General features: G+C 66.2%; 22 protein-coding genes and 1 tRNA gene. 13 read left to right on the top strand and 10 right to left on the bottom strand.

What is annotated here, in order from left to right; all coding sequences use genetic code 11:
- Positions 1 to 199 precede the first annotated feature (199 nt).
- Positions 200 to 1,558 carry an MFS family transporter gene (locus ACFE7U_RS11295; protein WP_375409822.1) on the top strand — a complete coding sequence of 453 codons (1,359 nt, stop codon included), beginning with the start codon at positions 200 to 202 and terminating at the stop codon, positions 1,556 to 1,558.
- Between the two features lie 15 nt (positions 1,559 to 1,573).
- Here the strand turns inward: ACFE7U_RS11295 and ACFE7U_RS11290 are convergent, their stop codons facing one another.
- Complete coding sequence (locus ACFE7U_RS11290) at positions 1,574 to 2,398, bottom strand: 3-keto-5-aminohexanoate cleavage protein (RefSeq protein ID WP_375409821.1); 825 nt, start codon at positions 2,396 to 2,398, stop codon at positions 1,574 to 1,576.
- 638 nt (positions 2,399 to 3,036) lie between these two features.
- Here ACFE7U_RS11290 and soxC point away from each other — a divergent pair.
- A complete protein-coding gene (gene soxC / locus ACFE7U_RS11285) occupies positions 3,037 to 4,341 on the top strand; it encodes a sulfite dehydrogenase (RefSeq protein ID WP_375409820.1) in 1,305 nt (434 codons plus the stop codon).
- Complete coding sequence (locus ACFE7U_RS11280) at positions 4,322 to 4,858, top strand: c-type cytochrome (protein ID WP_375409819.1); 537 nt, start codon at positions 4,322 to 4,324, stop codon at positions 4,856 to 4,858. The genes soxC and ACFE7U_RS11280 overlap by 20 nt, the downstream gene beginning before the upstream one ends.
- 1,111 nt (positions 4,859 to 5,969) lie before the next feature.
- Here the strand turns inward: ACFE7U_RS11280 and ACFE7U_RS11275 are convergent.
- Positions 5,970 to 6,045 (bottom strand) — tRNA-Thr (locus ACFE7U_RS11275).
- Positions 6,046 to 6,265: 220 nt separating this feature from the next.
- Between ACFE7U_RS11275 and ACFE7U_RS11270 the strand changes: the two genes are divergently transcribed.
- The 3 genes from ACFE7U_RS11270 to ACFE7U_RS11260 are packed head-to-tail and all read left to right on the top strand — an operon-like array spanning position 6,266 to position 7,848.
- On the top strand, positions 6,266 to 6,727 hold the full coding sequence (locus tag ACFE7U_RS11270; protein WP_375409818.1) for a TerB family tellurite resistance protein: 462 nt from the start codon (positions 6,266 to 6,268) through the stop codon (positions 6,725 to 6,727).
- A gap of 9 nt (positions 6,728 to 6,736) precedes the next feature.
- Positions 6,737 to 7,135, top strand: a complete 399-nt coding sequence (locus ACFE7U_RS11265) for a CidA/LrgA family protein (protein WP_375409817.1) — start codon at positions 6,737 to 6,739, stop codon at positions 7,133 to 7,135.
- Positions 7,132 to 7,848 (top strand): LrgB family protein, encoded by a 717-nt coding sequence (locus ACFE7U_RS11260; protein ID WP_375409816.1) that lies wholly within the window; start codon positions 7,132 to 7,134, stop codon positions 7,846 to 7,848. The genes ACFE7U_RS11265 and ACFE7U_RS11260 overlap by 4 nt, the downstream gene beginning before the upstream one ends.
- A gap of 3 nt (positions 7,849 to 7,851) precedes the next feature.
- Here ACFE7U_RS11260 and ACFE7U_RS11255 read toward each other — a convergent pair whose 3' ends face one another.
- Together ACFE7U_RS11255 and ACFE7U_RS11250 are read right to left on the bottom strand one after the other, a co-directional pair.
- Positions 7,852 to 9,966: an ABC transporter ATP-binding protein/permease gene (locus ACFE7U_RS11255; protein WP_375409815.1), complete on the bottom strand. Its 2,115-nt coding sequence runs from the start codon at positions 9,964 to 9,966 to the stop codon at positions 7,852 to 7,854.
- Positions 9,967 to 10,179: 213 nt separating this feature from the next.
- Complete coding sequence (locus ACFE7U_RS11250) at positions 10,180 to 10,479, bottom strand: hypothetical protein (RefSeq protein ID WP_375409814.1); 300 nt, start codon at positions 10,477 to 10,479, stop codon at positions 10,180 to 10,182.
- A 309-nt stretch (positions 10,480 to 10,788) separates the two neighbouring features.
- Here ACFE7U_RS11250 and ACFE7U_RS11245 point away from each other — a divergent pair, with 309 nt between their 5' ends.
- The gene (locus ACFE7U_RS11245; RefSeq protein WP_375409813.1) at positions 10,789 to 11,421 is read left to right on the top strand and encodes a 2OG-Fe(II) oxygenase; all 633 of its coding nucleotides are present in this window, start codon (positions 10,789 to 10,791) and stop codon (positions 11,419 to 11,421) included.
- 141 nt (positions 11,422 to 11,562) lie between these two features.
- The gene (locus tag ACFE7U_RS11240; protein WP_375409812.1) at positions 11,563 to 12,267 is read left to right on the top strand and encodes a peptidase inhibitor family I36 protein; all 705 of its coding nucleotides are present in this window, start codon (positions 11,563 to 11,565) and stop codon (positions 12,265 to 12,267) included.
- Between the two features lie 488 nt (positions 12,268 to 12,755).
- On the opposite strand, the gene groL is transcribed toward ACFE7U_RS11240, so the two are convergent.
- On the bottom strand, positions 12,756 to 14,405 hold the full coding sequence (gene groL, locus ACFE7U_RS11235; protein ID WP_375409811.1) for a chaperonin GroEL: 1,650 nt from the start codon (positions 14,403 to 14,405) through the stop codon (positions 12,756 to 12,758).
- A 140-nt stretch (positions 14,406 to 14,545) separates the two neighbouring features.
- Positions 14,546 to 14,836, bottom strand: a complete 291-nt coding sequence (gene groES, locus ACFE7U_RS11230; protein ID WP_375409810.1) for a co-chaperone GroES — start codon at positions 14,834 to 14,836, stop codon at positions 14,546 to 14,548.
- A 215-nt stretch (positions 14,837 to 15,051) separates the two neighbouring features.
- Between groES and ACFE7U_RS11225 the strand changes: the two genes are divergently transcribed.
- The 4 genes from ACFE7U_RS11225 (at position 15,052) to glcF (ending at position 20,342) form a co-directional block, all read left to right on the top strand.
- Positions 15,052 to 16,047, top strand: a complete 996-nt coding sequence (locus ACFE7U_RS11225; RefSeq protein ID WP_375409809.1) for a magnesium transporter CorA family protein — start codon at positions 15,052 to 15,054, stop codon at positions 16,045 to 16,047.
- Between the two features lie 101 nt (positions 16,048 to 16,148).
- Positions 16,149 to 17,597, top strand: coding sequence for a lipopolysaccharide biosynthesis protein (locus ACFE7U_RS11220; protein ID WP_375409808.1), 1,449 nt, complete (start codon positions 16,149 to 16,151; stop codon positions 17,595 to 17,597).
- 93 nt (positions 17,598 to 17,690) lie between these two features.
- The gene (locus ACFE7U_RS11215) at positions 17,691 to 18,878 is read left to right on the top strand and encodes an FAD-binding protein (RefSeq protein ID WP_375409807.1); all 1,188 of its coding nucleotides are present in this window, start codon (positions 17,691 to 17,693) and stop codon (positions 18,876 to 18,878) included.
- A gap of 78 nt (positions 18,879 to 18,956) precedes the next feature.
- Positions 18,957 to 20,342 (top strand): glycolate oxidase subunit GlcF, encoded by a 1,386-nt coding sequence (gene glcF, locus ACFE7U_RS11210; RefSeq protein WP_375409806.1) that lies wholly within the window; start codon positions 18,957 to 18,959, stop codon positions 20,340 to 20,342.
- On the opposite strand, the gene ACFE7U_RS11205 is transcribed toward glcF, so the two are convergent.
- Complete coding sequence (locus ACFE7U_RS11205) at positions 20,343 to 21,329, bottom strand: MBL fold metallo-hydrolase (protein WP_375409805.1); 987 nt, start codon at positions 21,327 to 21,329, stop codon at positions 20,343 to 20,345.
- A gap of 89 nt (positions 21,330 to 21,418) precedes the next feature.
- Here ACFE7U_RS11205 and ACFE7U_RS11200 point away from each other — a divergent pair, with 89 nt between their 5' ends.
- Positions 21,419 to 22,195 carry a helix-turn-helix domain-containing protein gene (locus ACFE7U_RS11200; RefSeq protein ID WP_375409804.1) on the top strand — a complete coding sequence of 259 codons (777 nt, stop codon included), beginning with the start codon at positions 21,419 to 21,421 and terminating at the stop codon, positions 22,193 to 22,195.
- 10 nt (positions 22,196 to 22,205) lie between these two features.
- Here the strand turns inward: ACFE7U_RS11200 and ACFE7U_RS11195 are convergent, their stop codons facing one another.
- The 3 genes from ACFE7U_RS11195 to ACFE7U_RS11185 all read right to left on the bottom strand — a co-directional run.
- Positions 22,206 to 22,418: a ribbon-helix-helix domain-containing protein gene (locus ACFE7U_RS11195; protein ID WP_375409803.1), complete on the bottom strand. Its 213-nt coding sequence runs from the start codon at positions 22,416 to 22,418 to the stop codon at positions 22,206 to 22,208.
- Positions 22,419 to 22,599: 181 nt separating this feature from the next.
- The gene (locus ACFE7U_RS11190; RefSeq protein WP_375409802.1) at positions 22,600 to 22,791 is read right to left on the bottom strand and encodes a DUF4169 family protein; all 192 of its coding nucleotides are present in this window, start codon (positions 22,789 to 22,791) and stop codon (positions 22,600 to 22,602) included.
- Positions 22,792 to 22,794: 3 nt separating this feature from the next.
- Positions 22,795 to 23,321, bottom strand: a 527-nt coding sequence (locus tag ACFE7U_RS11185; RefSeq protein WP_375409801.1) for a lyase family protein, incomplete at its 5' end; no start/stop codon positions are given.

Below are 23,321 nucleotides of genomic sequence, written 5' to 3'. Positions count from 1 at the left end.
CACTCTCGCGAAAAGACTGCACCATCAAACCCTGGGATCAAACATCTAGATGCCGCGAACTTCTGTTTCAGGGACTAGCCTGGGCCAAGCCGGAAGGTGAGGGCACGAGCGACGGCTTTGGTGAATTTCCGGTCGACATTTGTGGTTCTGGCAACGCATGCTTAGCGGAAAGCGTACCTAAGAAATCAGGGAAGAGCGGATGTCCGAAGGTGCTGGGACCCACTTGATGGGGGTAGACGATGCGGCGGACACTCGTCGCCGGATCAAGGCCATCGTCGCGTCGTCGTCGGGAAATCTCGTCGAGTGGTTCGATTTCTACTGCTACGCTTTCTTCGCGCTCTATTTCGCGCCGGTCTTCTTTCCCGAGGGCGACGACACCAGCCAGTTGCTTAAATCTGCGGCCGTTTTCGCGGTGGGTTTCTTCATGCGCCCCATCGGCGGCTGGCTGTTCGGGCGTCTTGCCGATCGCCTTGGCCGCAAGACATCCATGATGATCTCAGTACTGATGATGTGCGCTGGTTCACTGATGATCGCGGTGCTGCCGACCTACGCCAGTGTCGGCTATCTTGCTCCCGCGCTGTTGCTTCTAGCCCGCATGATCCAAGGCCTGTCCGTGGGCGGAGAGTATGGCACCAGCGCGACCTACATGAGCGAGATTGCGCTGAAGGGGCGACGCGGGTTCTTTGCCTCGTTCCAGTATGTGACGCTCATCGGCGGTCAGCTCCTCGCCTCCTTAGTGCTGATCATCCTGCAGAGCTTCCTCACGGCGCAGCAACTCACGGCTTGGGGCTGGCGCATCCCATTCGTGATCGGGGCTGCCGCCGCAGTCATCGCCCTTTACCTGCGCTCGTCGCTAGCCGAGACCGCAACCAAGGAGGACATGGCCTCTAAGGAATCCGGCACATTTTCCGCCTTGTTCAAGCACTGGCGCGCCTTCTGCGTTGTCCTTGCGTACACGGCTGGGGGATCGTTGAGCTTCTACACCTTCACAACCTACATGCCGAAGTATCTCTTCAATACGGCACATATCGACAAAGTCACATCTTCGCAGATCTCCACTGCCGCACTATTCGTTTACATGATCATCCAGCCTTTCTTCGGCTGGCTCTCGGATAAGATTGGCCGCAAGGCGAATATGCTGCTCTATAGTGGGCTTGGCACCTTGATGGTCGTTCCCTTGATGACCCGCATCGGCAGTACGACCGATCCGTACCTTTCCTTCGGGCTGATCATGATCGGCCTGACCGTGATCAGCTTCTACACGGGCATCAGCGGCATCGTGAAAGCCGAGCTATTCCCAACCAAAGTACGGGCACTCGGGGTCGGCTTGTCCTATGCGGTGGCCAACTCACTGTTCGGCGGCACCGCCGAGGCGGTGGCGCTGTGGCTCAAACAGTTGGGCTCGGAGAGCGCCTTCTTCTGGTACGTCACGGCGATGCTCGGCATCGCGTTCATCGCCTCGCTGATCATGCCCAACCCCCGGCGACACGGCTATCTTGACGGTGACGGCACTGTGGAAGAAGCGCTTGGGTCCAAGCCACGCCTGGTCCACGTGTAGGCTTGCAGTCCAGGTTCACGATAAACGGAGCATCGCTCGCGCCTCAGCTGGCGATGCCGGTCTGGCCCCATGCTGCTGGCATAGGTCTACAGCCACGCGCACAAGCTCCGCATTGCCCTCGGCAAGCCGTGTCTTCGATATCCGGATGTTGTCCTCTAGCCCGGTGCGGACACCGTCGGCACCACGCTCGAGGGCCCAGCCCATGACTTGGCTCTGGTGGCGGCCGATGCCCGCCGCCGTCCAGGTTGCGTTCGGCAGGACGTGGCGCATCTCGGCAAGTAGGATATCGAGGATCCGCACCTCGGCCGGGATCGCGTTTTTCACACCCATCACAAACTGGACGTGCGGACGGTCGTCCATGAGGCCTGCCTCGACGAGGCGCAGGGCACCGTGCAGATGCGACAGGTCGAAAACCTCGATCTCGGGACGCACTCCATTCGCCTTCATCGATTCGGCGAGTTGGCTCACGAGGGCGGCCGGATTCTCATACACGATGGTCGGAAAATTGACTGATCCGGTGGAGAGCGAGGCCATATCGGGCCGAAGGGGCAGCGACAGGCCACGCGCAGCCGGATCGCGCCCGCGCCCACCGGTGGAGAATTGCACGATCATCCCAGGACAATGCTGTTCGACCCCAGCTTTGACTTGCGCGAACAGGCTGGGATCGGACGACGGGGTCTCGTCCGGATTGCGCACGTGGATATGGACGAGCGACGCTCCGGCCGCATAGGCCGCCTGCGTCGATCTGATCTGCTCGGCGGGGGTTATCGGCAGCGTGGGATTGTCGGACTTTCGTGGAACGGAGCCGGTGATCGCAACGGCGACGACGACGGGGCGCATGGCGTGCTCCTGTTGAACGCACTTCTCAATGTCCGAACCCGCCGATGTCCAAGCTTGCTTGGGGAGATCGGCTTGTGCGCGGAGCTTGGCGCCTGACCGACGCGCCGGTGTGGCGGCCACTGCCTCCAAGCCACCCATAGTTTACGCACCAGAACAGTTCTTCGAAAGCAGCCGGGGTCCACAGTGTAGCGGACGAGAGATCGGACCGGCCGGCTTTGATGGCCAGATATCTGCAAATCGTATTGCTCTCCCATAGGACACTGTCCTCGCACATGAGAACGAGCACGAGCCCATTATGGTTGAGGAATCTGAACTCTAAACCCTGCGCGTCTTCGAAGAGCCCACTCGTTTTCGTGCTCGAAGCTCAACCCTGTCTCGGCCGCGGTCCAAAGAACTTTGCGGACGTTGATGGAGGTCGAACGGCTTAGAATGCGAATCGTACTCATGTTTTAGCACCGGACGCCCCGTACGAACCATCGGGATAGGTACCACCCGTCAGATTTGGACCACTAGCTCGCCGCCGTAGCGCCAGTCACTTCAGATCGATAATTCGCGATGCGTGTGACACACTACCTTTCAGGTGTGTCGCGATTGTTCAGCCTGCATTACACTCGCATGTCCGATCAGGGAGACACGCTGTGAGCGAGAAACGACCTAGCGGAAATGAGACAGCGGACACCGAGCGCGTCGCGTTAAAGTCACGCCGCCGCTTCCTCTACCAGGGTAGCGTGCTCGTCGGCAGCAGTGTGGCGGCCGGTCTTGCGGCCGAAAGTGCGCTTGCACAAGAGCTGCCGAACGGACCTCCGAACGTCCCGGCATGGATGAAGATCCCCGGTGCCGATACTGGGGCGCAGCCCTATGGCACGCCGTCGCCCTTCGAAAAGCACGTCGTCAAGAACATCCCGAAATCCCTCAAGCAGTACACCTCGGCTTCGGTGCGTACGCCTCTACAAGAGCTCGACGGGATCATTACACCCAACGGTCTTTTCTACGAGCGACACCATGGCGGAGTGCCCGAGATCGAACCGGCCCAGCACCGCTTGATGGTCCATGGACTGGTCGAGCGGCCGTTGATCCTCACCATGGAAGACATCAAACGCTTTCCTGCCGAGTCGCAGATCTATTTCCTTGAGTGCTCGGGCAATCCCGACTTCAAGGCGATCCATGCAGGCCGGACGGCGTCCGACCTTGTCGGGTTGGTGAGCTGCGCCGAATGGACCGGGGTGCGGCTCAGGACTGTGTTGGAGGAGGCCGGGATTAAGCCCGGCGCCAAGTGGGTAATTGCCGAGGGTGCCGATGCCGCTGCGTTGACCCGCAGCATCCCGATCGAGAAATGTCTTGATGACGCGCTGCTCGTCTACAGCCAGAACGGCGAGCGCCTTCGCCCGCAGCAGGGCTATCCATTGCGCGTGCTGCTGCCCGGCTTCGAAGGCAACATGAGCGTGAAGTGGCTGCGACGCCTCAACGTGACGCACGAGCCAGCTTATTCGCGCGAGGAGACGTCGAAATACACCGACCTGATGCCCGACGGGAAAGCGCGGCAGTTCACCTTCATGATGGAGGCGAAATCAATCATTACGCGGCCGTCAGGCACGCAGCGGATTGAGCGCGGCTTCAATGAGATCACCGGCATCGCCTGGAGCGGTCGCGGAAAGATCGTCCGCGTCGAGGTCTCGGTCGACGATGGCAGGAGCTGGCAGGAGGCTCATCTGCAGGCCCCGGTCTTGACCAAGGCGCTGACCAGATTTCGATCGGCCTGGACGTGGAACGGAGAGGCAGCTGTCATCCAAAGCCGCGCCACTGACGAGACCGGCTACGTACAGCCGGGCTTCACCGAATTGACCAATGCCCGTGGCCTGAACTCGTTCTACCACAACAACGCCGTCATACCCTGGCGCATCGCATCAAGCGGAGAGGTCTCGAATGGCTATCCCAAGGCTTGAGTTTGCCGCCGCAGCTCTGATGATCGCCATTGTCGGGCCAGCGCGAGCCGAAGGTCACTATGGTATCGGCCGACTTGCGACCGAAGCCGAGATCGCAGCTTGGAACATCGACATCGATCGTGATGGCAAGAAGCTCCCCTCCGGTAGGGGCACCGTCGCTCATGGCCGCGAGGTCTACGGCGGACAGTGCGCGTCCTGCCATGGCGAGACCGGCGAAGGCGGCCTCGGCGACAAGCTGGCTGGGGGCAAGGGCTCGCTCGCTTCGCCCAAGCCGGTGAAGACGGTGGGCAGCTTCTGGCCCTATGCACCAACACTGTTTGACTACGTCCGTCGGGCCATGCCGATGAACGCCCCGGAATCCCTTGGTGACGACGACGTCTATGCGGTGGTCGGCTACCTTCTCAATCTAAATGGGCTGGTCCCGGACGACGCGGTCTTGGATGCCAAATCCCTCTCGGCGGTACGAATGCCCAACCGCGACGGCTTCGTTCCAGATCCGCGACCCGACTTGCCTTGACGTGGGTGTCTAGCAGGCCCACGTCAAACGACTCCATTTTGCCCACGATGCTAGCCTATGCCGCATTCGTAAGCAGACCCTCCTCCACCGCTTAAAGAACAACCTGTCCAACGACCTAGTGCGCTCAGGTAGATGGGCGCTCCGGTCAGTAGTCTCCCATCCGAATGAGTTCAGGAGCGGCCGTGCGCTGAGCGTCGTGGCTGCCCACGGCATCGATGACGAGATCGGCCGCGTTCACCTCAGGCTCGCCTGCCTCCCCTGACCCGTAGCAGCAGATGCGCCGATCGATGCCGGCGATTGTACCGCGCCGCCGTGGGTTTGACTCCGCCAAGCTGATAGCCGCAGCGCCCTGCATCAACAGGACGAGTGCCGCTCCGAGTCCGATTGCGCCGCCACCTAGAACTGCGCAACGCACCCCACTCAGCGGCCGCCCGAGCAGGCGCGCGCTCAGGTTGACCGCATTGTATGTCGGCAAGCCAATGATGGAGCTGAAAACAACGACGCCCGAAGTCCTACGTCCCCTTTAAGGCCCGTAGCGGTACCCCGCCGGACGGCACGCCTGGCACGTCGCGGCGATAGTGCGTCCTCTGAAACAGGAGTCGGTTCGGCTCGACGCCGGACACCTTCTCACCACTGAGTACCAGCGCGCCGCAATAATCTGAACGGAGGTCACCGAGCTCAGGGTGCACGCCGAAGAGCTCAAGGGTAGACCAGCCGAAGCTGACGGCCTCGTCTGCGTAAAAATCCAGGAAGTCGAGAGCGGCCGCGTTCACGGCCTGCCGCTTCGAGCCGGCGAGACCGAGGCACTCGGTTTCAGGGCGGAGAAGGCCTGGCGCCAAGCCGCAACGTCAGGATGCTCGGCCTGGAAGGAGGGTGATGCTGACAGAGATCCGGCGGCTGAGGTTGGCCGATCGGGATAGGGGGTTGATGGTTAAGCGGCTATGACCGTACGGATTGAACGAGAAGACTCGCAGAACACCGTGGCAGGCTGACGCAGCCGTGAGCGAAACGCGACCCTAAAAATGTGCTGCCCGTGTGCTGCCCAAGCTAAAACACGCCTCAGTCCTGCCGGCGCCGCACCAACTTAACTTACTGAGAGAAATAGATAAAATGGTGCCGCAAGAGGGATTCGAACCCCCGACCCCCTCATTACGAATGAGGTGCTCTACCAGCTGAGCTATTGCGGCCCGTCGCAGCATTTCCCCGCGTCGGCGAGCCCGGGTCTTATCCGGCCGGTGATACCTTGGCAAGGTAGAGGATGGCGCCGGGACACTGGATGCGTCGGCGATGCAATAGCGCCACGCCCGGCGGGGCGATGTGCCGGCCGGCACGCCTTGCACCCTCGATTTGCTTGACGGGGCCGGCGACAGCCCGAAGGGTGCGGGCTTCCACGCATGCGAGGCCGGGATGACGCTGATCGATCGCCTGAGGTCCTTTGCCGCCCAGGCTTTCGGGATGACGTCGGACGGCAAAGCCGACACGGGCACCGACGAGGCGCTCGCGGCCATCGCGCTGCTCGTCCATGTGGCGCGTGCCGATGGGACCCTGGCGCCGGCCGAGGCCGAGCGGCTTTCCCGTCTGGTCCAGGGACGCTACGCCGAGACGCGGAATCAGGCCGACGCGTTGATCGCCCGGGCGGCGGCTTTCGACGCCGAGACGCGCGACATGGCCGATCTCGTGGAGATGATGGGGCACGGTGCCGATCACGAGGAGAGGCTGCGCCTCGTCGCGATGGCCTGGTCGTTGGCGACGGCGGACGGTGCGGTCCACGAATTCGAGGAGGCCCTGGTCTACCGGCTCGGCACGCTCCTCGGCCTCACGGAGGACGAGGTCGGCCGTGCCCGTACCGACATGCCCGCGACCGCCTGATCACGTCCGATGATCGTCAGCCTCACCCTGATCCTGATCGCCCAGCTCCTCGGCGAGGCGATGGCGCGCGGCTCCGGCGTACCGGTGCCGGGACCGCTGATCGGGATGGCCCTGCTGCTGCTCGTCCTCGCATTGCGCGACCGTCTCGCCCGCACCGCCGAGAGCGTGTTGCCGCGCGCACTGGTCGACGGCACCCTGGAGGGGACCGGCAAAGGATTGCTCGCGAACCTGTCGCTCCTGTTCGTCCCCGTGGGGGCCGGCATCGTCGGGCGCCTCGACGTCATCGCGGCGCATGGCCTCGCCATCGCCTGCGTGATCGTCGTCTCGACGGTCCTGACCCTGGCGGCCACGGCGCTGACCTTCGTGGCGGTCTCACGGTTCATCGGGCGCTCCGGCGACGCGCGATGAGCGGCGAGTTCGCCGTCTGGGTGTATCTCTCGCGCACGCCGCTCCTGTGGCTGACGGTGACGCTGATCGCCTACCTCGTCGCCGACCGCATCGCGCTCGCCACGAACCGGCACCCGATCGCCAATCCGGTCCTCGTCGCCATCGTCATCACCGCGACGGTGCTGTGGCTCACCGGCACCCCCTATGGCAGCTACTTCGAGGGGGCTCAGTTCGTCCACTTCCTACTCGGGCCCGCCACGGTCGCCCTGGCGATCCCGCTCTACGAGTATCGGGCGACGGTGATGCGGGCCTTGCTGCCGATGCTGGCGGCCCTCGTCGTCGGCTCGGTGGTGGCCCTGGCCTCCGCCGTGAGCCTCGCCCTGATGCTCGGCATCCCGCGCGACGTGGTGGTGGCGCTCAGCCCGAAATCGGTGACCACGGGCGTCGCCATGGGGATCGTCGAGGCGCTGGGCGGCGACCCGACTTTGGCCGCGGTCCTCGTCATGCTCACCGGCATGACCGGCGCCATCGTGGTGACGCCCCTCATGAACCGCCTGGGCGTCGAGGATCCTCGCGCCCGCGGCTTCTCCGCGGGACTCGCCGCGCACGGGGTCGGCACCGCCCGCGCCTTCCAGGTCAGTGCAGTCGCCGGCACCTTCGCCGGCATCGCGCTCGGGCTCAACGCCTTCCTGACCGCGATCGTGGTGCCGGTGGCCGTGAGCTTCCTGCGCTGAGCATCATTCCGCCGCGACAGGCTTGGCCACGTCGCGCGGCACGAAGCGACCGTCATGGCCGGGCTGCATGTCGATCCTGCGATCGTGGAAGGCGTGCAGCGTCGCGCGGTGGCCGATCGACACGATGGTGGTGCCGGGCAGGCACTCGCGCAGCATGCGGTAGATCCCGGCCTCGCTCGGCTCGTCGAGGGCGGCCGTCGATTCGTCGAGGAACAGCCAGGCCGGCTTGGCGAGCACCGCGCGGGCTATGGCGAGCCGCTGCTGCTCGCCGCCCGACAAGCGCTGGTCCCAGGCATCGACCTCGTCGAGACGGTCGACCAGTTGCGGAAGCTGCGCGGCCTTCAACGCCTCCCGGATCGCCTCGTCCGGGAACTGGTCGGTGGTGTTGGGATAGACCACGGCGCCGCGCAGGGTCCCGAGCGGGATATAGGGCCGCTGCGGCAGCACCAGGGCTGATTGCCCCGGCGGTACGTCGATGCGGCCCTTGCCGAAGGGCCAGATGCCCGCGATCGCCCGGAACAGGGTCGACTTACCCGAGCCGGAGGGACCCGTCAGCAACGTCGCGGCACCCTTGGCCAGGGCCAGGCGGTCGGCGGTCACGATCTCGCGCCCGTCGGGCAGCGCCAGCGTGAGGCCCGCGGCCGTGACGTCGCCCTTCGTCTCGTTGCCCTGAGCGAGCCCGTAGCCCGCGCCGTTCAGCGCCTCAGCCTTCGTCATCGCCCGCTTGAACGAGGTCAGGCGGTTGGTGGTCGCCCGGTACGACGCGATGGTGGTGTAGGAGGAGATGAAGAACGAGAGCGAGGATTGCACGTTGGCGAAGGCGCCGGCGGTCTGCTGGAACTGGCCGAGCGTGATCTTCTTCGTGAAGTAGGACGGCGCGGCGAGGATGTAGGGGAAGACGACGCTGATCTGGCTGTAGGACAGGGTGAAGCTGCCGAGCTTGATCCGCCGGTAGATGATGTCGATGAAGTTGCCGATGACCTCGTGGAAGAGGCTTCGCAGCCGCACCGCCTCGGCGCGTTCCCCGCGAAGCAGCGCGATCTGCTCGGAATAGATGCGCGACCGCGCGAGCGAGAAGCGGAAATCGGCCTCCACCTTCTCCTGGCGGAAGTCGAGGCCGATGAGCGGGCGCCCGATGAGGTGGGTGAGCCAGGTGCCGACCACCGCGTAGCCGATCACCAGCCAGACCAGGAAGCCCGGTACCACCGTGTCGGTGAAGGGCAGGGCGAAATCCCGCGACAGGCCCCACAGGATCACCATGAAGGAGACGAGCGTCGCCGCCTGCGACAGCAGCCGGATCGACAGGACCATGGTCTGCTGGATGAACAGCCGGACGTCGGCCTGGATGCGCTGATCCGGGTTGTCGGCGACCTCGTCGGTGAACGGGATGCGATAATGGACGCCGGAATCGAGCCAGCGCTCGTACAGGCTGCGGGTCAGCCAGGTCCGCCAGCGGATCTCCAGCGACGCGTCGACGAAGGTGTCGAACATGCCGATCACCACCCAGATGGCGGCGAGCGGCGCGAACACGAGGAGGAGCTGATACCAGAACGCCTCGGCGTTATATTCTTGAAGGGCGTTGAAGAGGTCCCGGTACCAGAAGTTCAGGCGCAGCTGCAGCGCCACCTGGGCGAAGGTGATGAAGATCGAGAGCGCCACGAGGCGCTGCCCGACCTTGCCCTCGGTGCCGCCGAAGAAGCGGAACGGCCCGATCTCGTTCGTCGGCTTGTCGCGGGTGGCGAAATAAGGGTCTGCGATCAGGGTGATCGCGCGGATCGGCTCGAGATGGGAGATGCCGAGAACGATCGCGGCGAAGACCACGGCGCCGGTGGCGGCGAAGGCGGGCGGGAGCAGGGCAGCGACCGTCGGCGGCAGCAGCCCGAGGGCCGCGAGCTGCTGGGCGCCAGCGAGGCCGACATAGCCGATGCCGTAGACCGAGATGAAGATCTTGAGGTAGGCCGAGATCCTGCGCGAGGCGAACAGGATGCCGGCCATCGCGAGGCCGCTCAGGCTCACGTAGAGCGGAGGCGCCGCGTCGCCGGGAATGAGCAGGAGCGCCAGCGCGAAGGCGGCCGTCAGGGCGGCCTGGAGGCCGAGGCCCGTCCTCAATACCGCCATGCGGGTCTCCTCGTCGGCTTCTTATCGAAAAGCGGCGTCTGAACGCGCTGGGAACCTGCCGCTCTGACCACGAGACGTGGCGAGATCGTGGCACCCGGCGACGTCCGACGAGGGCGGCGATGCCGCAGCCGTCGGCTTCATCCGCAATTCCGGATTGTCATCGGCTCGCGATCATGGTGATTGGGGCGACGGCGCCGGGGGAACGACGCCACGCTACCAGTCCCAGTCGTTGAAGCCGATCTCGCGGCAGCGATAGCCGACCGGGCATTCCGGGTTGTCGCGGGTCGGCACGAAGCGCAGCTCCGCGACCTCCGACGTCTCGCAGAAGCTGCGGTCCCTGACGAAGCGTTCGAGGGACGAGCCGCCGGCATTGAGCAGGATCGCACCACTCTTCTTCACGAGGACCATGGCATCCGCGCAGACCATGCGCTGGATCGAAGAGAGAGGCTGGGCGCTCGCCGGCACCGTGGCGGCGAGGCAGAGGATCAGGGCAAGGACGGTCCGACTCGACACGGGAGCTTTGCGCTGTTCCTGTTTCCAACAGTGCCAAGCATGGCAGTTTCCCGCGGCGGCGGAAAGGGCTTGTCGGAGCCCTGGCTTTGCGCGGGCTGCCATTCTCCCGCTTTAAACCGTCGCCGGCCGCTTCGTGTCTGCCGCCGACCTGTTTCGGGCTGCCGCCGGCTTGTTTTGGGTTGCCGCCGGCTTGCCGCAATCGCGAGGTCTACCCACCCCGTCGCGCGCTGCTTCTCGGATCGCGCGTCTGACCCACCCGCGGTAGCGAGGCAAGCTCGCTTCCGTGCTCCCACGGGATCTCGTGCAGACATGGCCAGCCTTTCGATCCTCAACCTCGATGCCGTCCGCTCGGCGCCGATCTCGCGCGAGCCGTACAGCTATTGCCTCGGCACCGATGTGCTCAAAGCCGAGGCCATCGACGAGATCCGCCAGGATTTCCCGGCGATCGCCAAGCCCGGTTACCTCACCGTCGACGAGGTCGCCCTCAAGGGCCGTTTCCGCGACCTGATCGAGGAACTCGAGAGCGACGCGTTCTCGGCGATCCTCGGCGAGAAGTTCGGGATCGACCTCGTCTCCTGCCCGCGCCTCACCACCATCATGAAGCGCTCGCAGATGAAGTACGGCTCCATCCATACGGACGGACCCTCGAAGGTGCTGACGCTCCTTGTCTACATGAACGACGCCTGGGACGCGCCGGCGGCCGGGCGCCTGCGAGTGCTCTACGACGGCAAGAACTACGCCCCCTTCGCCGTCGAGGTGCCGCCGACCATGGGCACCATGTTCGCCTTCCTGCGCGCCGACAATTCCTGGCACGGCCATGAACCGTTCGAGGGCGAGCGACGGGTCGTGCAGGTGGCCTGGGTGAAGGATGCGGCCGAGCTTGAGCGCAAGAAGAAGCGCAATCGGACGGCACAATTCCTGAAGGGCATCTTTGGCCGCTGAGACCGGATCGATTGAGTCCGCGACGTTCGTCAAATCTTCGCCGGTCAAGCGTGGCCGTGAACTTGTTGCCGGTGTTGTGCCAAAGCCGCTTCCCATTGTTTCAGGTCCCGGTTTAAGAATCCTGAACAGGGGGACGAATCGATGGCGCAGGGGCTCGACGGAGTGTTCGAACACTCGCTCGTCGATGACGTGCGACCGGAGGCCTCCGCACGTTCCCTGCGGTGGCTCGCCGTACCGGTGATCCTGGCGGTCGGCTGGGGTGTCTTCTTCGGATATACGGCCGTCTATCTGTCCGAGGGCGTTCCCCAGCGGCCGTACCATGACAGCGATCAAGCCGATGCGCGCGCCGCGCAGAGCGTCTTCGTGGCCATGCCCGAGCCGCTGAGGGCGCTCGTCAACGACGCGTCGGCGCGTGGACCGGTATCATCGGCCGTCGTGCCCGAGCCGGCCACCACCGACGCCGTTCCGGAGATACAGGCGGCCGATGGTCCAAGGACCGACGCGCCCGCATCCCCCGCCGCTGCGGTCTCTCGCACGCCGGATCTGGACAGGGCCGACTTCGTGGGAGTTTGGGGGCCGACCCTGGCAGCCTGCCAGGTTCCTTCGCGACGTCATGGCTACATCCAGGCCAAGATCAGCCTCGGGGGTGCCAAGGCCGGGCGTACGGTGTGCAACTTCCGCGACAGCCGCCGTACCGGCAATGCCTGGGTCATGGCGGCCGATTGCAGCGATCGCGGCCGGCGCTGGTCGTCGCAAGTCCGGCTGATCGTGGAAGGCGACAGGCTGACCTGGTTGAGCGCCAAGGGCGCCTCGGCCTACGTGCGATGCGGACGACGCGACGGCTGACCATCGTCGACGTGCTTCAGGTCTCTGCCAAGCGTTTTGCAACGAGCGCGCAGATTTCTCCCGTTCCGTACGTTTTTCGCAAGCGTAGTCGTACGAGGCGACGGCTCCCGCTCAAATAGACGGATTGTTCGGAGCGCGGCGCGGTCGAACCAGTGGCCAAGCCGTTCGTCACGGGCCCGATCCGAGACCGGCCGTGCCGCGACCACGACCCGAAGAAGTCGAATTCCGGCTGGCTTCGTTCTGCCGTCGCCGAGGCAATGCGGTGAGAATGCAAGAAGGGGCCGCCTCTCGGCGACCCCTTCTTTCGTCATTGGTTGGAAGGCGAGACTTCTGAGAAGTCCACGCCGCCGTCTAAGCCCGGCCTGCCGGGCTTGGACATCCCTGGTGGAGCGTGGGCGTCCTGAACTTCTTAAGAGTCCATGCCGCCATCCAAGCCCGGCCTTGCCGGGCTTGGACATCCCTGGTGGAGCGTGGGCGTCCTGGACTTCTTAGAAGTCCATGCCGCCCATGCCGCCGCCGCCCATGCCGCCGCCCGGCATGCCGCCGCCGCTCTCCTTCTTGGGAGCGTCTGCGATCATCGCCTCGGTGGTGACGAGGAGGCCGGCGACCGAGGCCGCGTCCTGCAGGGCGGTGCGCACGACCTTGGCCGGGTCGACGATACCGGCCTGGATCATGTCCACGTACTCTTCGGTCTGGGCGTTGAAGCCGTAGGTCGCATTGTCCTTGTCGGTGATGCGACCGACAACGATCGAGCCCTCGACGCCGGAGTTGGCGGCGATCTGGCGGATCGGGGCTTCGAGAGCCTTCAGCACGATCTTGATACCGGCCTGGACGTCCGGGTTGTCGCTATGGACCGCACGCACCGCGGCGCGGGCGAGCAGCAGGGCGACGCCGCCGCCGGGAACGATGCCTTCTTCCACCGCAGCGCGGGTGGCGTTGAGGGCGTCGTCGACGCGGTCCTTCTTCTCCTTGACCTCGACCTCGGTCGCGCCGCCGACGCGGATGACCGCGACGCCGCCGGCGAGCTTGGCCAGACGCTCCTGGAGCTTCTCCTTGTCGTAGTCCGAGGTGGTCTCCTCGATCTGCGCCTTGATCTGGCCGACGCGGGCCTCGATGTCGGACTTCTCGCCCGAACCATCGATGATCGTGGTGGTCTCCTTCTCGATCCGCACGCGCTTGGCGCGGCCGAGCATGGGGAGCGTGACGTTCTCGAGCTTGATGCCGAGGTCCTCGGCAATCATCTGACCGGAGGTCAGGATCGCGATGTCCTCGAGCATCGCCTTGCGGCGATCGCCGAAGCCGGGAGCCTTGACGGCCGCGACCTTGAGGCCGCCGCGCAGCTTGTTCACGACGAGCGTGGCGAGCGCCTCGCCCTCGATGTCCTCGGCGATGATGACGAGGGGCTTGCCCGTCTGCACCACGGCCTCGAGCACCGGCAGCATCGCCTGCAGCGACGACAGCTTCTTCTCGTGGATGAGGATGTAGGGGTCCTCGAGCTCGGCGACCATCTTCTCCGCGTTCGTGATGAAATACGGGGAGAGGTAGCCGCGGTCGAACTGCATGCCCTCGACGACGTCGAGCTCGGTCTCGGCGGTCTTGGCCTCCTCGACGGTGATGACACCCTCGTTGCCGACCTTCTGCATGGCATGGGCGATCATCTCGCCGATTTCCTTGTCGCCGTTCGACGAGATCGTGCCGACCTGGGCGACCTCTTCGGACGAGGCGACCTTCTTGGCGCGACCCGTGATGTCGGCGACAGCCGCCGTCGTCGCGAGGTCGATGCCGCGCTTGAGGTCCATCGGGTTCATGCCGGCGGCGACGTACTTGGCGCCTTCGCGTACGATCGCCTGGGCGAGAACCGTGGCGGTCGTGGTGCCGTCACCGGCGATGTCGTTGGTCTTCGAGGCCACTTCGCGCAGCATCTGTGCGCCCATGTTCTCGAACTTGTCGGAGAGCTCGATCTCCTTGGCGACGGTGACGCCGTCCTTGGTGATGCGGGGAGCGCCGAAGCTCTTCTCGATCACCACGTTCCGGCCCTTGGGGCCGAGCGTCACCTTGACGGCGTCCGCCAGGATGTCGACGCCGCGCAGCATCTTCTCGCGGGCGTCGGAGGCGAAGCGTACTTCTTTCGCTGCCATGTGTCAGATCCTCATGAGTTGGTGCCCCGAGACGCTGCAAACCGCGCGCTCCAAGGGCATTCGGAGTTCGATTGTGGAGATCGTCGGCCTTGAAGCATCGGCCCGAAAAGCGGAAACCGGTTTTCGGGCAAGCCGATGCCTTACAGGGCGACGACGCCCATGATGTCGGATTCCTTCATGATCAGCAGGTCCTGACCATCGATCTTGACCTCGGTGCCGGACCACTTGCCGAACAGGACGCGGTCGCCGGCCTTGACGTCGAGCGCATTGATGCGGCCGGCTTCGTCGCGGGCGCCCGGGCCGACGGCGACGATCTCGCCCTCTTGCGGCTTCTCCTTGGCGGTATCGGGAATGATGATACCGCCCTTGGTCTTCTCTTCGCCTTCGATGCGGCGGACGACGACACGGTCGTGCAGCGGACGGAACTTCATGAGCTGCCCTCTTGCTTCAAATTCGTGGATGGCGTTGATGCGGCGCGGACGCGCTCTCAACCCAGGCCGTTAGCACTCTCGATCAGTGAGTGCCAGCGACGGCTGGGAGTTAGGCGCGCGGCTGCGATGAGTCAAGGGAAACGCTCGGGCTGGCGCCTTCGCGCGACGGCCGGATCGTCTCTTCAGGATCGAACGCTCAGGACCGGCCGCCGTCGATGATCAGCCTTCAGGGATCGCAGGGCGCGGCCGACCATTCCACGCCGTCCGGCACACCGCTCCTCCTGGATCATGCGATCTGGATCGATCTGCATGATCCGAGCGCGGGGGAAGCCGAGGCCGTCGAGGCCGCCACTGGCATCCGGGTCCCGTCGCGCAAGGCGCTCAGCGAAGTCGAGAATTCGAGCCGCCTGCGCCGGATCAGGAACGGGCTGTCGCTGAGCAGCCCGATGATCACCTTCGACAAGGTCGATTCCCTGTTGAAGCCCCTCGGCTTCGTGCTGACACGGGATCACCTCGTCACCGTGCGCTTCCACGACCTGCGCGCCTTCGCCGAGGTGAAGAAGCGGATCGCCGATAGGGACGGCGATTCCGCCAGCAGCACCGAGATCTTCCTGCTCCTGATGGAGGAACTGGTCGACAGCCTCGCCGATGCGCTGGAGGAGATGGGCGCCGACCTCGACACCTTGTCGACGCGCATCTTCGACTTCGACGTCCAGGGCGGCGCGGGCGCCAAAGGCAAGCAGCCGCGCCGGCGCGACGTGGCCCTGCGCCGGATCCTGCGCAGCATCGGCCGCCGCGGCAAGGCGCTCGGCAAGATCCGCGCGAGCCTGCTCGGTCTCGAACGCATCCTCCCGTTCGTCGCCGGGGAGTGCGCGACGCTTCTCGCCGCCGAGGAGGTACCGCGCTTCGAGACGATCCGCCGGGACATCGCCTCCCTGGAGGAATTCGAGATCCGGCTCTCGGAGAACGTTCAGTTCCTGCTCGACGCCACCCTCGGGCTGATCAATATCGAGCAGAACAACACCTTTCGCGTGCTCACCGTGGTCTCGGTGGTCGGCGTTCCCCCGACCCTGATCGCGTCGCTCTACGGCATGAACTTCAAGCACATGCCGGAACTCGACTGGGCCTACGGATACCCCTACGGCCTGACCCTGATCGTCGTCAGCGCGCTGATCCCGATCCTGTTCTTCTGGCGGCGCGGCTGGTTCTGAACCGCGCCGGCGGGCTCGTGCATTAGCGGAATCTTCGCCTTGCACGGCTAGGGATGCGGCGCGGTCCCTACAATGAGGTCGCCTCCGCAAGGCTCGAAGCCATGGCCGTCATCGTCGCCTTCGTTCTGAATGCCGGCCTCAACTTCGTGGTCGGCCTTCTCGTCGCCAAGCTGCTCGGGCCGGCACAATTCGGCGTTTTCGCGCTGGCGACGGCCGGTGCGGTGGTGCTGAACACCCTGCTGTTCGAATGGCTGCGCCTGTCCGCGACGCGGTTCTATTCCGGCCGCGTCCGCGTCGAGGAGCCCTGGATCCGCCATGGACTCGACCGGGCCTATCTCGTGGTGGCGCTCGGCCTCGCCGCATCGGCGCTCCTGTACGGCGGCCTCGACCTCGCTGCGAACGGGGACCCGCAGAGCCGTGCCGTGGTCACGGCCGGAGCCGCGCTCGTCGCCGTCGGCATCGGCCTGTTCGATTATCACGCGGCTCTGGCGCGGGCGCGTTTCGACGGCGGCCTCTACCTGCGCCTCGTCGCGGTGAAGAACGCCTTCGCCTTCGTCACCATGGCGGGCACCGCTTGGTTCTACCCTGAGCCGGTCTACGTGCTCCTGGCCGGCGGCATCAGCCAGGCACTCGCCGTGGCCTTCCTGCGCGAGCCGCTACGCGACTCGCCGACGCCGGTGATGCGCGTGCGCCGGTCCGAGACGTGGCGCCTGTTCCTCGTCTACGGCCTGCCCCTGATCGCCGCCAACGGCATCTACCAGTTCATGCCCTTCCTCAACCGCTGGTCCATCGCCGATGGGTCCGGGTTCACCGAGGCGGGCTACTTCTCGCTCGCCGCCGACGTCGCCTCGCGCAGCCTCGGCACGCTCGGCACCGCCCTCGACCTGCTGCTGTTCCAACTCGCGGTTCGGGCAGAGGAGCATCTCGGGCGAGCCGCCGCAGAGGAGCAGATCGGGCGCAACGCCGCCATCGTGGTGGCGCTGATGCTCCCCTGCGCGGCCGGCTTCTGGGTCGTCCTGCCGGCCCTTCAGGCGCTGGTGGTGCCGGAGGCCTTCCGCGGACCCTTCGCCCTCTATGCGGGCATCCTGATCCCCGGCCTGTTCTGCCTCGCCTTGACCAATTTCGCCCTCAACCCGGTCTTCCAGATCCGACGCCGGACCATGCCGGTGATCGGTGCCGCCGTGTTCGGGCTCGCCGTGAACGGCCTTTGCCTCGTCCTCCTGCCACCGTCCTTCGGGCCGGCGGGAGTCGCGGTGGCGCAGAGCGCCGGCATGGCCGCCGCGATGCTGCTGCTCGCGGTGCGCGCGCTCACCGGCCCCCAACGCATCGCGCTGCCCTGGCGCGAGATCCTGGCCGCCACGGGCGCCAGCCTCGTCATGGTGGTCTGCCTCCTGCCGCTGCGGCAGGCCGGCCCCTGGCAGACTCTCGCCTTCGGCATCCCCCTCGGCATGCTGGTCTACGCCGCCCTGGTTTGGCTGTTCGACATCGCCGGTCTTCGCGGCATCGTCGCGGCGCGGTTGCGCAGCGACGCTCCGGTGCCGGTCGCCTGACCGGCGCGCATCGAAGCTGGATGCATTCCAGTCTGAAGCCTCTTAGAACGACCTGAGGGAGCCTGGAAAAAGCGCCCCGTAGGGTAGGAAGCGATGCGTTCATACGAACCTCATGACGAGGCCGCGGTAGCCGACATCGTGCGCGAGGCCGTGGGCCGGTCTGAGCGGCTGCGGCTCGTCGGCGGCGGTACCAAGGCTGCGATCGGCCGGCCGGCGCAGGACGAGGCGACCCTCTCCGCCAACGGCCTCACCGGCATCACCCTCTACGAGCCCGCCGAGATGGTGGTGGCGGCCCGCGCGGGCACTCCGCTCGCGGCCGTGCAGGCCCTCCTCTCGGAACGCGGCCAGATGCTGCCGTTCGAGCCGATCGACCATCGCCGCCTGCTGGGATCGACCGGCGAGCCGAGCTTCGGCGCGGTGGCGGCCATCAACAACAGCGGTCCCCGGCGCATCAACGCGGGTGCTGCCCGCGACAGCCTGATCGGCGTGCGCTTCGTCAACGGACGCGGCGAGGCGATCAAGTCCGGCGGCCGCGTGATGAAGAACGTGACCGGCCTCGACCTCGTCAAGCTGATGGCCGGATCGTGGGGCACGCTCGGCCTGCTCACAGAGGTGACCTTCAAGGTTCTGCCCGTGCAGGAGCGCGTCGCGACCCTGGACTTTCCCGCGCTCGACGATACCCGTGCCATCGAGGCACTCAGCGCCGCTCTCGGCTCGCCCTTCGAGCTCACCGCCGCCGCCCACCTGCCGGCGGGGATCGGTGGCGCGACGGCCCGAACGCTGATGCGGATCGAGGGCTTCGCGACCGCCGTGGAGTATCGCCTCGGCGAACTGCGCCGCCTGCTCAAGCGCTTCGGTTCGCCGGATGTGCTGGAGCACGACGCCGGCTCCGCGCTCTGGGCGGATATCCGGGATGCGGTCCCGCTGGCCGAACCGGGGGACAGCGCAATCTGGCGGATTTCCACGTCGCCGAGCCAGGGTGCCGCCGTCACCGCGGCCATCGCCGCTGCGCGCGACGCGCGTTGGTTCTACGATTGGGGCGGCGGCCTGATCTGGCTGTCGACCTCTGCCGACGGGGATGCGGGCGCCGATATCATTCGTGCCGCGGTCAAGGCGCAAGGCGGCCACGCGACCCTGGTGCGGGCACCGGACGCCGTGCGGGCGGCGGTGGCGGTGTTCCAGCCGCTCTCCGAGCCGCTGATGCGGATCACGGCCGGGATCAAGGCGGCGCATGATCCCGGCGGGGTGTTCAACCCCGGGCGGATGTATGCGGGGATTTAGGCAGGCACTCGTCTTCACCGCGCGGAGTTAGCGGACGTCGTCGATACGAAATCGCTTGGGGCAGCAACAGAGACCGACATGCAAACCAATTTCAGCCTCGCCCAGCTCGCCGATCCGGCGATGGCGACCTCGGAGAAGATCCTGCGCACCTGCGTGCATTGCGGGTTCTGCACCGCTACCTGCCCGACCTACCTGCTGCTCGGTGACGAACTCGATTCCCCGCGCGGGCGAATCTACCTCATCAAGGACATGCTGGAGGGCGGCAAGCCGGCCACGACCGAAGTGGTGAAGCATGTCGATCGCTGCCTGTCGTGCCTGTCCTGCATGACGACCTGCCCCTCGGGCGTGCACTACATGCACCTCGTCGACCACGCCCGTACGCATATCGAGGAAACCTATGCGCGCCCGCTCAGCGACAGGCTTCTGCGCAGCGTACTCGCCTTCATCCTGCCCTACCCGAACCGCTTTCGGCTTGCGCTGCTCGGCGCGAAGATAGGCGGGCCGTTCCGCCCCCTCGTCGCCCGATTGCCGCGGGTCGGCAACCGCCTCGCCGCGATGCTCGACCTCGCGCCCGCGCAACTGCCCAACCGCATCCCCAGCGACCGGCCCGGCACCTTCCCGGCCGACACCCGCGCGCGGGAGGCCAGCGCGATGCTCCAGGGCGAGGCGGCACCATCGAGGGCGGGTCGTGTCGCGCTCCTGCGCGGTTGCGCCCAGAGCGTGCTGCGTCCGGACTTCAACGAGGCGGCGATCCGGCTCCTGACCCGGCACGGCGTCGAGGTGGTCCAGGCCAAGGGGGAGGGCTGCTGCGGCGCGCTCACCCACCATATGGGCAAGGCCGACGAATCCCACGCCACCGCCAGGCGCACGATCGATGCCTGGATCGCCGAGATGGACGGGGCGGGCCTCGACGCCATCGTCATCACGGCGTCCGGCTGCGGCACCACGATCAAGGATTACGGCTTCATGTTCCGCGACGATCCCGCCTATGCGGAGAAGGCGGCGCGGGTCTCGGCCATCGCCAAGGACGTGACGGAGTACATGGCGAGCCTCGGCCTGATGCCGCCGATCATCGAGACCGACCTCGTCGTGGCCTATCATTCCGCCTGCTCGATGCAGCATGGCCAGGGCATCCGCACCGAGCCGAAGAACCTCCTCAAGAGTGCCGGCTTCACCGTGAAGGACGTGCCCGAGGGCCATATCTGCTGCGGCTCGGCAGGCACCTACAACATCCTGCAGCCGGAGATCGCCGGGCGCCTGCGCGAGCGCAAGGTCGCCAATATCGAGCGGATGCGGCCCGACCTCATCGCAACCGGCAACATCGGCTGTGCCACCCAGATCGGGAAGGGCACTGCCATCCCGATCGTGCACACCGTGGAACTACTGGACTGGGCGACGGGTGGGCCGAAACCTGTGGCGTTGGAAGGGTTGGCCGAGCGGCCGGTGCTTGCGGCCGCGGAGTAGCTACCGGTCGAGCTGATAGCTCAGCGGAATCCAGCGATACGCGTCGCCGGTCCGCGCGAGGTAGCCGAGCGACGGGAACGAGGTGTGGTAACCCGCGACGAGGACGTTGTCGGTGGCCGCCATGTCGTAGATGTGCCGGCGCGTCGCGATCCCGCTGTTCTTGTCCATGTCGAACAGGGCGTGCCATTCCGGATGGGCGAGGGATGCGACCTCGTGATGGGCACAATCTCCCCAGACGAGCATCCGGCGGTTCTCGCTCTCCACGTGGAAGGCGAGGTGCCCGGGCGTGTGCCCGAACGCGGCGACCGCCTCGATGCCGGGAACGACCGGGTCGCCGGGCTTCACGAAACGCGTGCGCTCGGCGAGCGGCAACATGCTCGCGCGGAAGACCAGGGCCGATTTGTGCTCGTTGCCCTCCGGCGCGCTGCGCAGCCGGTCCTCGCTCTTCCAGAAGTCGAATTCCGCCGCGCCGACCACGTAGCGTGCGTTCGGGAACAGCGGTCTGCCACCTTCCATGAGGCCGCCGATATGGTCGGTGTGGCAATGGGTGAGCACGACGACGTCGATGTCGTCCGGGGCGTACCCTGCCGGGCGCAGCAGCGCCGAGAGGCGTCCGCCCGCCGGGCGCGGCACGAAGCCGACCGCTCCGTTGCCGGTATCGAACAGCACGCGCTCCCGGCCCGTATCGACGAGGGTCGGCGTGAAGCCGGGCTTGAAGCGCGAAGTGGGAAGCCGGTTCTCCTGCATCAGGCGCTCGATCTCCGACCGGTCGCGGTCCTGCCCGACGACCGGCCACGGCCCGTCGATCATGGCGCTCGCGTCGAGGATCGTCGTCACCGAGAAGGCGCCGAGCCGGACGCGGTGATGGGTCGGGACCGCAGGATCGAGGATGCCGCGTGCTTCGGCGGGCCTTGGGACGCCCGGAAGCGCGAGGGCGGCAGTGGCAAGGGCGGACCTAACAAGAGCGCGGCGGCTGAGTTCGGGCATCGTGTCGGTTCCCTGAAAGACCAGACCGGGGCAGAGTGGTCCTGACGCGCCCGGCTCGCCGCCGTTAGCATCGCTTGCGGGAGGCCGGATTGTACGAACGTGCTGAGGGGAGGGCGGACGGGCTCGGGCCGCTCTGGCATGTGGAAGGCGAGAGCACCTTCTTTGCGGGGCGGCTGACCTACAACGCGCCCCACCAGCACGGTGCGCCGGTCTATCTGGCCGGGCTCTACGGCAGCTTCCGGATCCGCATGGGCGGCGAGGCCTGGACCACCTGCCGCACCGCTCTGGTGCCGGCCGGCATGCTGCACGAACTCGATTGCGGGGGCTATCCCCTCGCCGTGCTCTACCGCGAGCCGGACGGTTCGGGACGAGGCGCCTTCGCGTCCCTGATGCAGGGTACTCATGAGGTCGACGGCGCCCTGGTCGGCGCCGGGGGCACGTTTCGGCCGTTGCGCGAACTCTACGAACGTCGCGATGCCGGACGCTGGGTCGGGGCCGCTCTCACCGACTTTTCCGCCTTCGCGGCGCACCGGGCGGACCGGGTGCCCCATCGGCGGATCGCCGAGGTTGTCGCACGCCTCGGCGAGCGCCAGGATGCGGGGATGTCGGCCGGGCGGCTCGCCGACGCCGTCGGACTCTCACCCTCACGTCTGCAGCACCTCTTCACCGCCGAGGTCGGCGTCCCGTTCCGGCGCTACCGCGCCTGGATTCGCATGCGCCGCGCGATCGCCGCGGTGGCTGCCGGCGAATCCTACACAGGGGCCGCCCATGCCGCCGGCTTCGCCGATCAAGCCCATTTCGCCCGCGACTTTCGAAAGACCTTCGGTGCGCCCGCTTCGCGCAGCCTCCTGAACATTCGGCGATGATCCGCGACGGTTATGGGGACTGACGGACAGTTTCGAGTACGAATACCCGGATCGCCGACGACAGGTTCTGCTCTGCGCGCTCGGCGTCGATCTCGCCGATCAGCGCTTGAACCGATTTTTGCCGGGTCTCGGCGATCTCACGCAGGGCATCCCAGAACGGTGCTTCCAGGGAGACGCTGGTGCGGTGACCGGCGATCATCACCGAGCGTTTGGCGATGTTCATCAGGACAAAGGCGCATGCGCGTCGAACCCTCCCCCCTCTGCGGGGGAGGGTGGCCCTCGCGTCAGCGAGGGTCGGGAGAGAGGAGCGCTGGATCGTCCGGAAAGGTCGCGATCCCCTCTCCCGCCTCGCATCCGCGAGGCACCCTCTCCCGCAGAGGGGGGAGGGTTCGGCGTGACGATCTTCATTCCGCCCCGTCCGGTCCCACGAGCCGGTGCCCCTCGTGGCGCGAGACCTCGATGGCCTTCTTGGCCTGCGCCAGGGTCTTCGCCTTCTTCGGCCGGCCGAACAGGACGCGGTTCTCCTCCGCCTTCGCGTCCTTCTCGCCGCGGGCCTTGGCCTTGCGCGCGGCGCGCAGGTTGATGATCTCGGCCATGGTCTACTCGGCGCTCGGCGCCAGCATCGTCTCGGGGCGGACCACCCGCTCGAACTCCTCTTGCGTGACGTAGCCGAGCCTAAGCGCCTCTTCCTTCAGGGTGGTGCCGCGCTTGTGCGCGGTCTTAGCGATCTCGGCGGCCTTGTCGTAGCCGATCGAGGGCGCGAGCGCGGTCACCAGCATCAGCGACCGGCTCATCAGGTCGGCGATCCGGTCCTCGTTGGCCTTGATGCCGACGACGCAGTTGTCGGCAAAGCTCACGGCCGCGTCGGCGAGGAGGCGGATCGATTGCAGCACCGCGTTGGCGATCACCGGCTTGAACACGTTGAGCTCGAAATGGCCCTGGGAGCCGGCGAGGCTCACGATGGTTCCGTTGCCGATCACCTGGGTGCACACCATGGTCAGCGCCTCGGCCTGGGTCGGGTTGACCTTGCCCGGCATGATCGAGGAGCCGGGCTCGTTCTCGGGCAGCGAGATCTCGCCGAGGCCCGAGCGCGGACCGGAGCCCATCAGGCGGATGTCGTTGGCGA

The sequence above is a fragment of the uncultured Methylobacterium sp. genome, assembly GCF_964251405.1.
Taxonomy (GTDB): Bacteria; Pseudomonadota; Alphaproteobacteria; order Rhizobiales; family Beijerinckiaceae; genus Methylobacterium.
Note: the sequence above shows the minus strand (reverse complement) of the source record. Positions and strands in the feature narration are given on the sequence as shown.

Coding starts and splice junctions, on each gene's coding strand:
- ACFE7U_RS11295 (WP_375409822.1), top strand. CDS start 200: ATGTCCGAAGGTGCTGGGACCCACTTGATGGGGGTAGACGATGCGGCG.
- ACFE7U_RS11290 (WP_375409821.1), bottom strand. CDS start 2,398: ATGCGCCCCGTCGTCGTCGCCGTTGCGATCACCGGCTCCGTTCCACGA.
- ACFE7U_RS11280 (WP_375409819.1), top strand. CDS start 4,322: ATGGCTATCCCAAGGCTTGAGTTTGCCGCCGCAGCTCTGATGATCGCC.
- ACFE7U_RS11270 (WP_375409818.1), top strand. CDS start 6,266: ATGACGCTGATCGATCGCCTGAGGTCCTTTGCCGCCCAGGCTTTCGGG.
- ACFE7U_RS11265 (WP_375409817.1), top strand. CDS start 6,737: ATGATCGTCAGCCTCACCCTGATCCTGATCGCCCAGCTCCTCGGCGAG.
- ACFE7U_RS11260 (WP_375409816.1), top strand. CDS start 7,132: ATGAGCGGCGAGTTCGCCGTCTGGGTGTATCTCTCGCGCACGCCGCTC.
- ACFE7U_RS11255 (WP_375409815.1), bottom strand. CDS start 9,966: ATGGCGGTATTGAGGACGGGCCTCGGCCTCCAGGCCGCCCTGACGGCC.
- ACFE7U_RS11245 (WP_375409813.1), top strand. CDS start 10,789: ATGGCCAGCCTTTCGATCCTCAACCTCGATGCCGTCCGCTCGGCGCCG.
- ACFE7U_RS11240 (WP_375409812.1), top strand. CDS start 11,563: ATGGCGCAGGGGCTCGACGGAGTGTTCGAACACTCGCTCGTCGATGAC.
- groL (WP_375409811.1), bottom strand. CDS start 14,405: ATGGCAGCGAAAGAAGTACGCTTCGCCTCCGACGCCCGCGAGAAGATG.
- groES (WP_375409810.1), bottom strand. CDS start 14,836: ATGAAGTTCCGTCCGCTGCACGACCGTGTCGTCGTCCGCCGCATCGAA.
- ACFE7U_RS11225 (WP_375409809.1), top strand. CDS start 15,052: ATGATCAGCCTTCAGGGATCGCAGGGCGCGGCCGACCATTCCACGCCG.
- ACFE7U_RS11220 (WP_375409808.1), top strand. CDS start 16,149: ATGGCCGTCATCGTCGCCTTCGTTCTGAATGCCGGCCTCAACTTCGTG.
- ACFE7U_RS11215 (WP_375409807.1), top strand. CDS start 17,691: ATGCGTTCATACGAACCTCATGACGAGGCCGCGGTAGCCGACATCGTG.
- glcF (WP_375409806.1), top strand. CDS start 18,957: ATGCAAACCAATTTCAGCCTCGCCCAGCTCGCCGATCCGGCGATGGCG.
- ACFE7U_RS11205 (WP_375409805.1), bottom strand. CDS start 21,329: ATGCCCGAACTCAGCCGCCGCGCTCTTGTTAGGTCCGCCCTTGCCACT.
- ACFE7U_RS11195 (WP_375409803.1), bottom strand. CDS start 22,418: ATGAACATCGCCAAACGCTCGGTGATGATCGCCGGTCACCGCACCAGC.
- ACFE7U_RS11190 (WP_375409802.1), bottom strand. CDS start 22,791: ATGGCCGAGATCATCAACCTGCGCGCCGCGCGCAAGGCCAAGGCCCGC.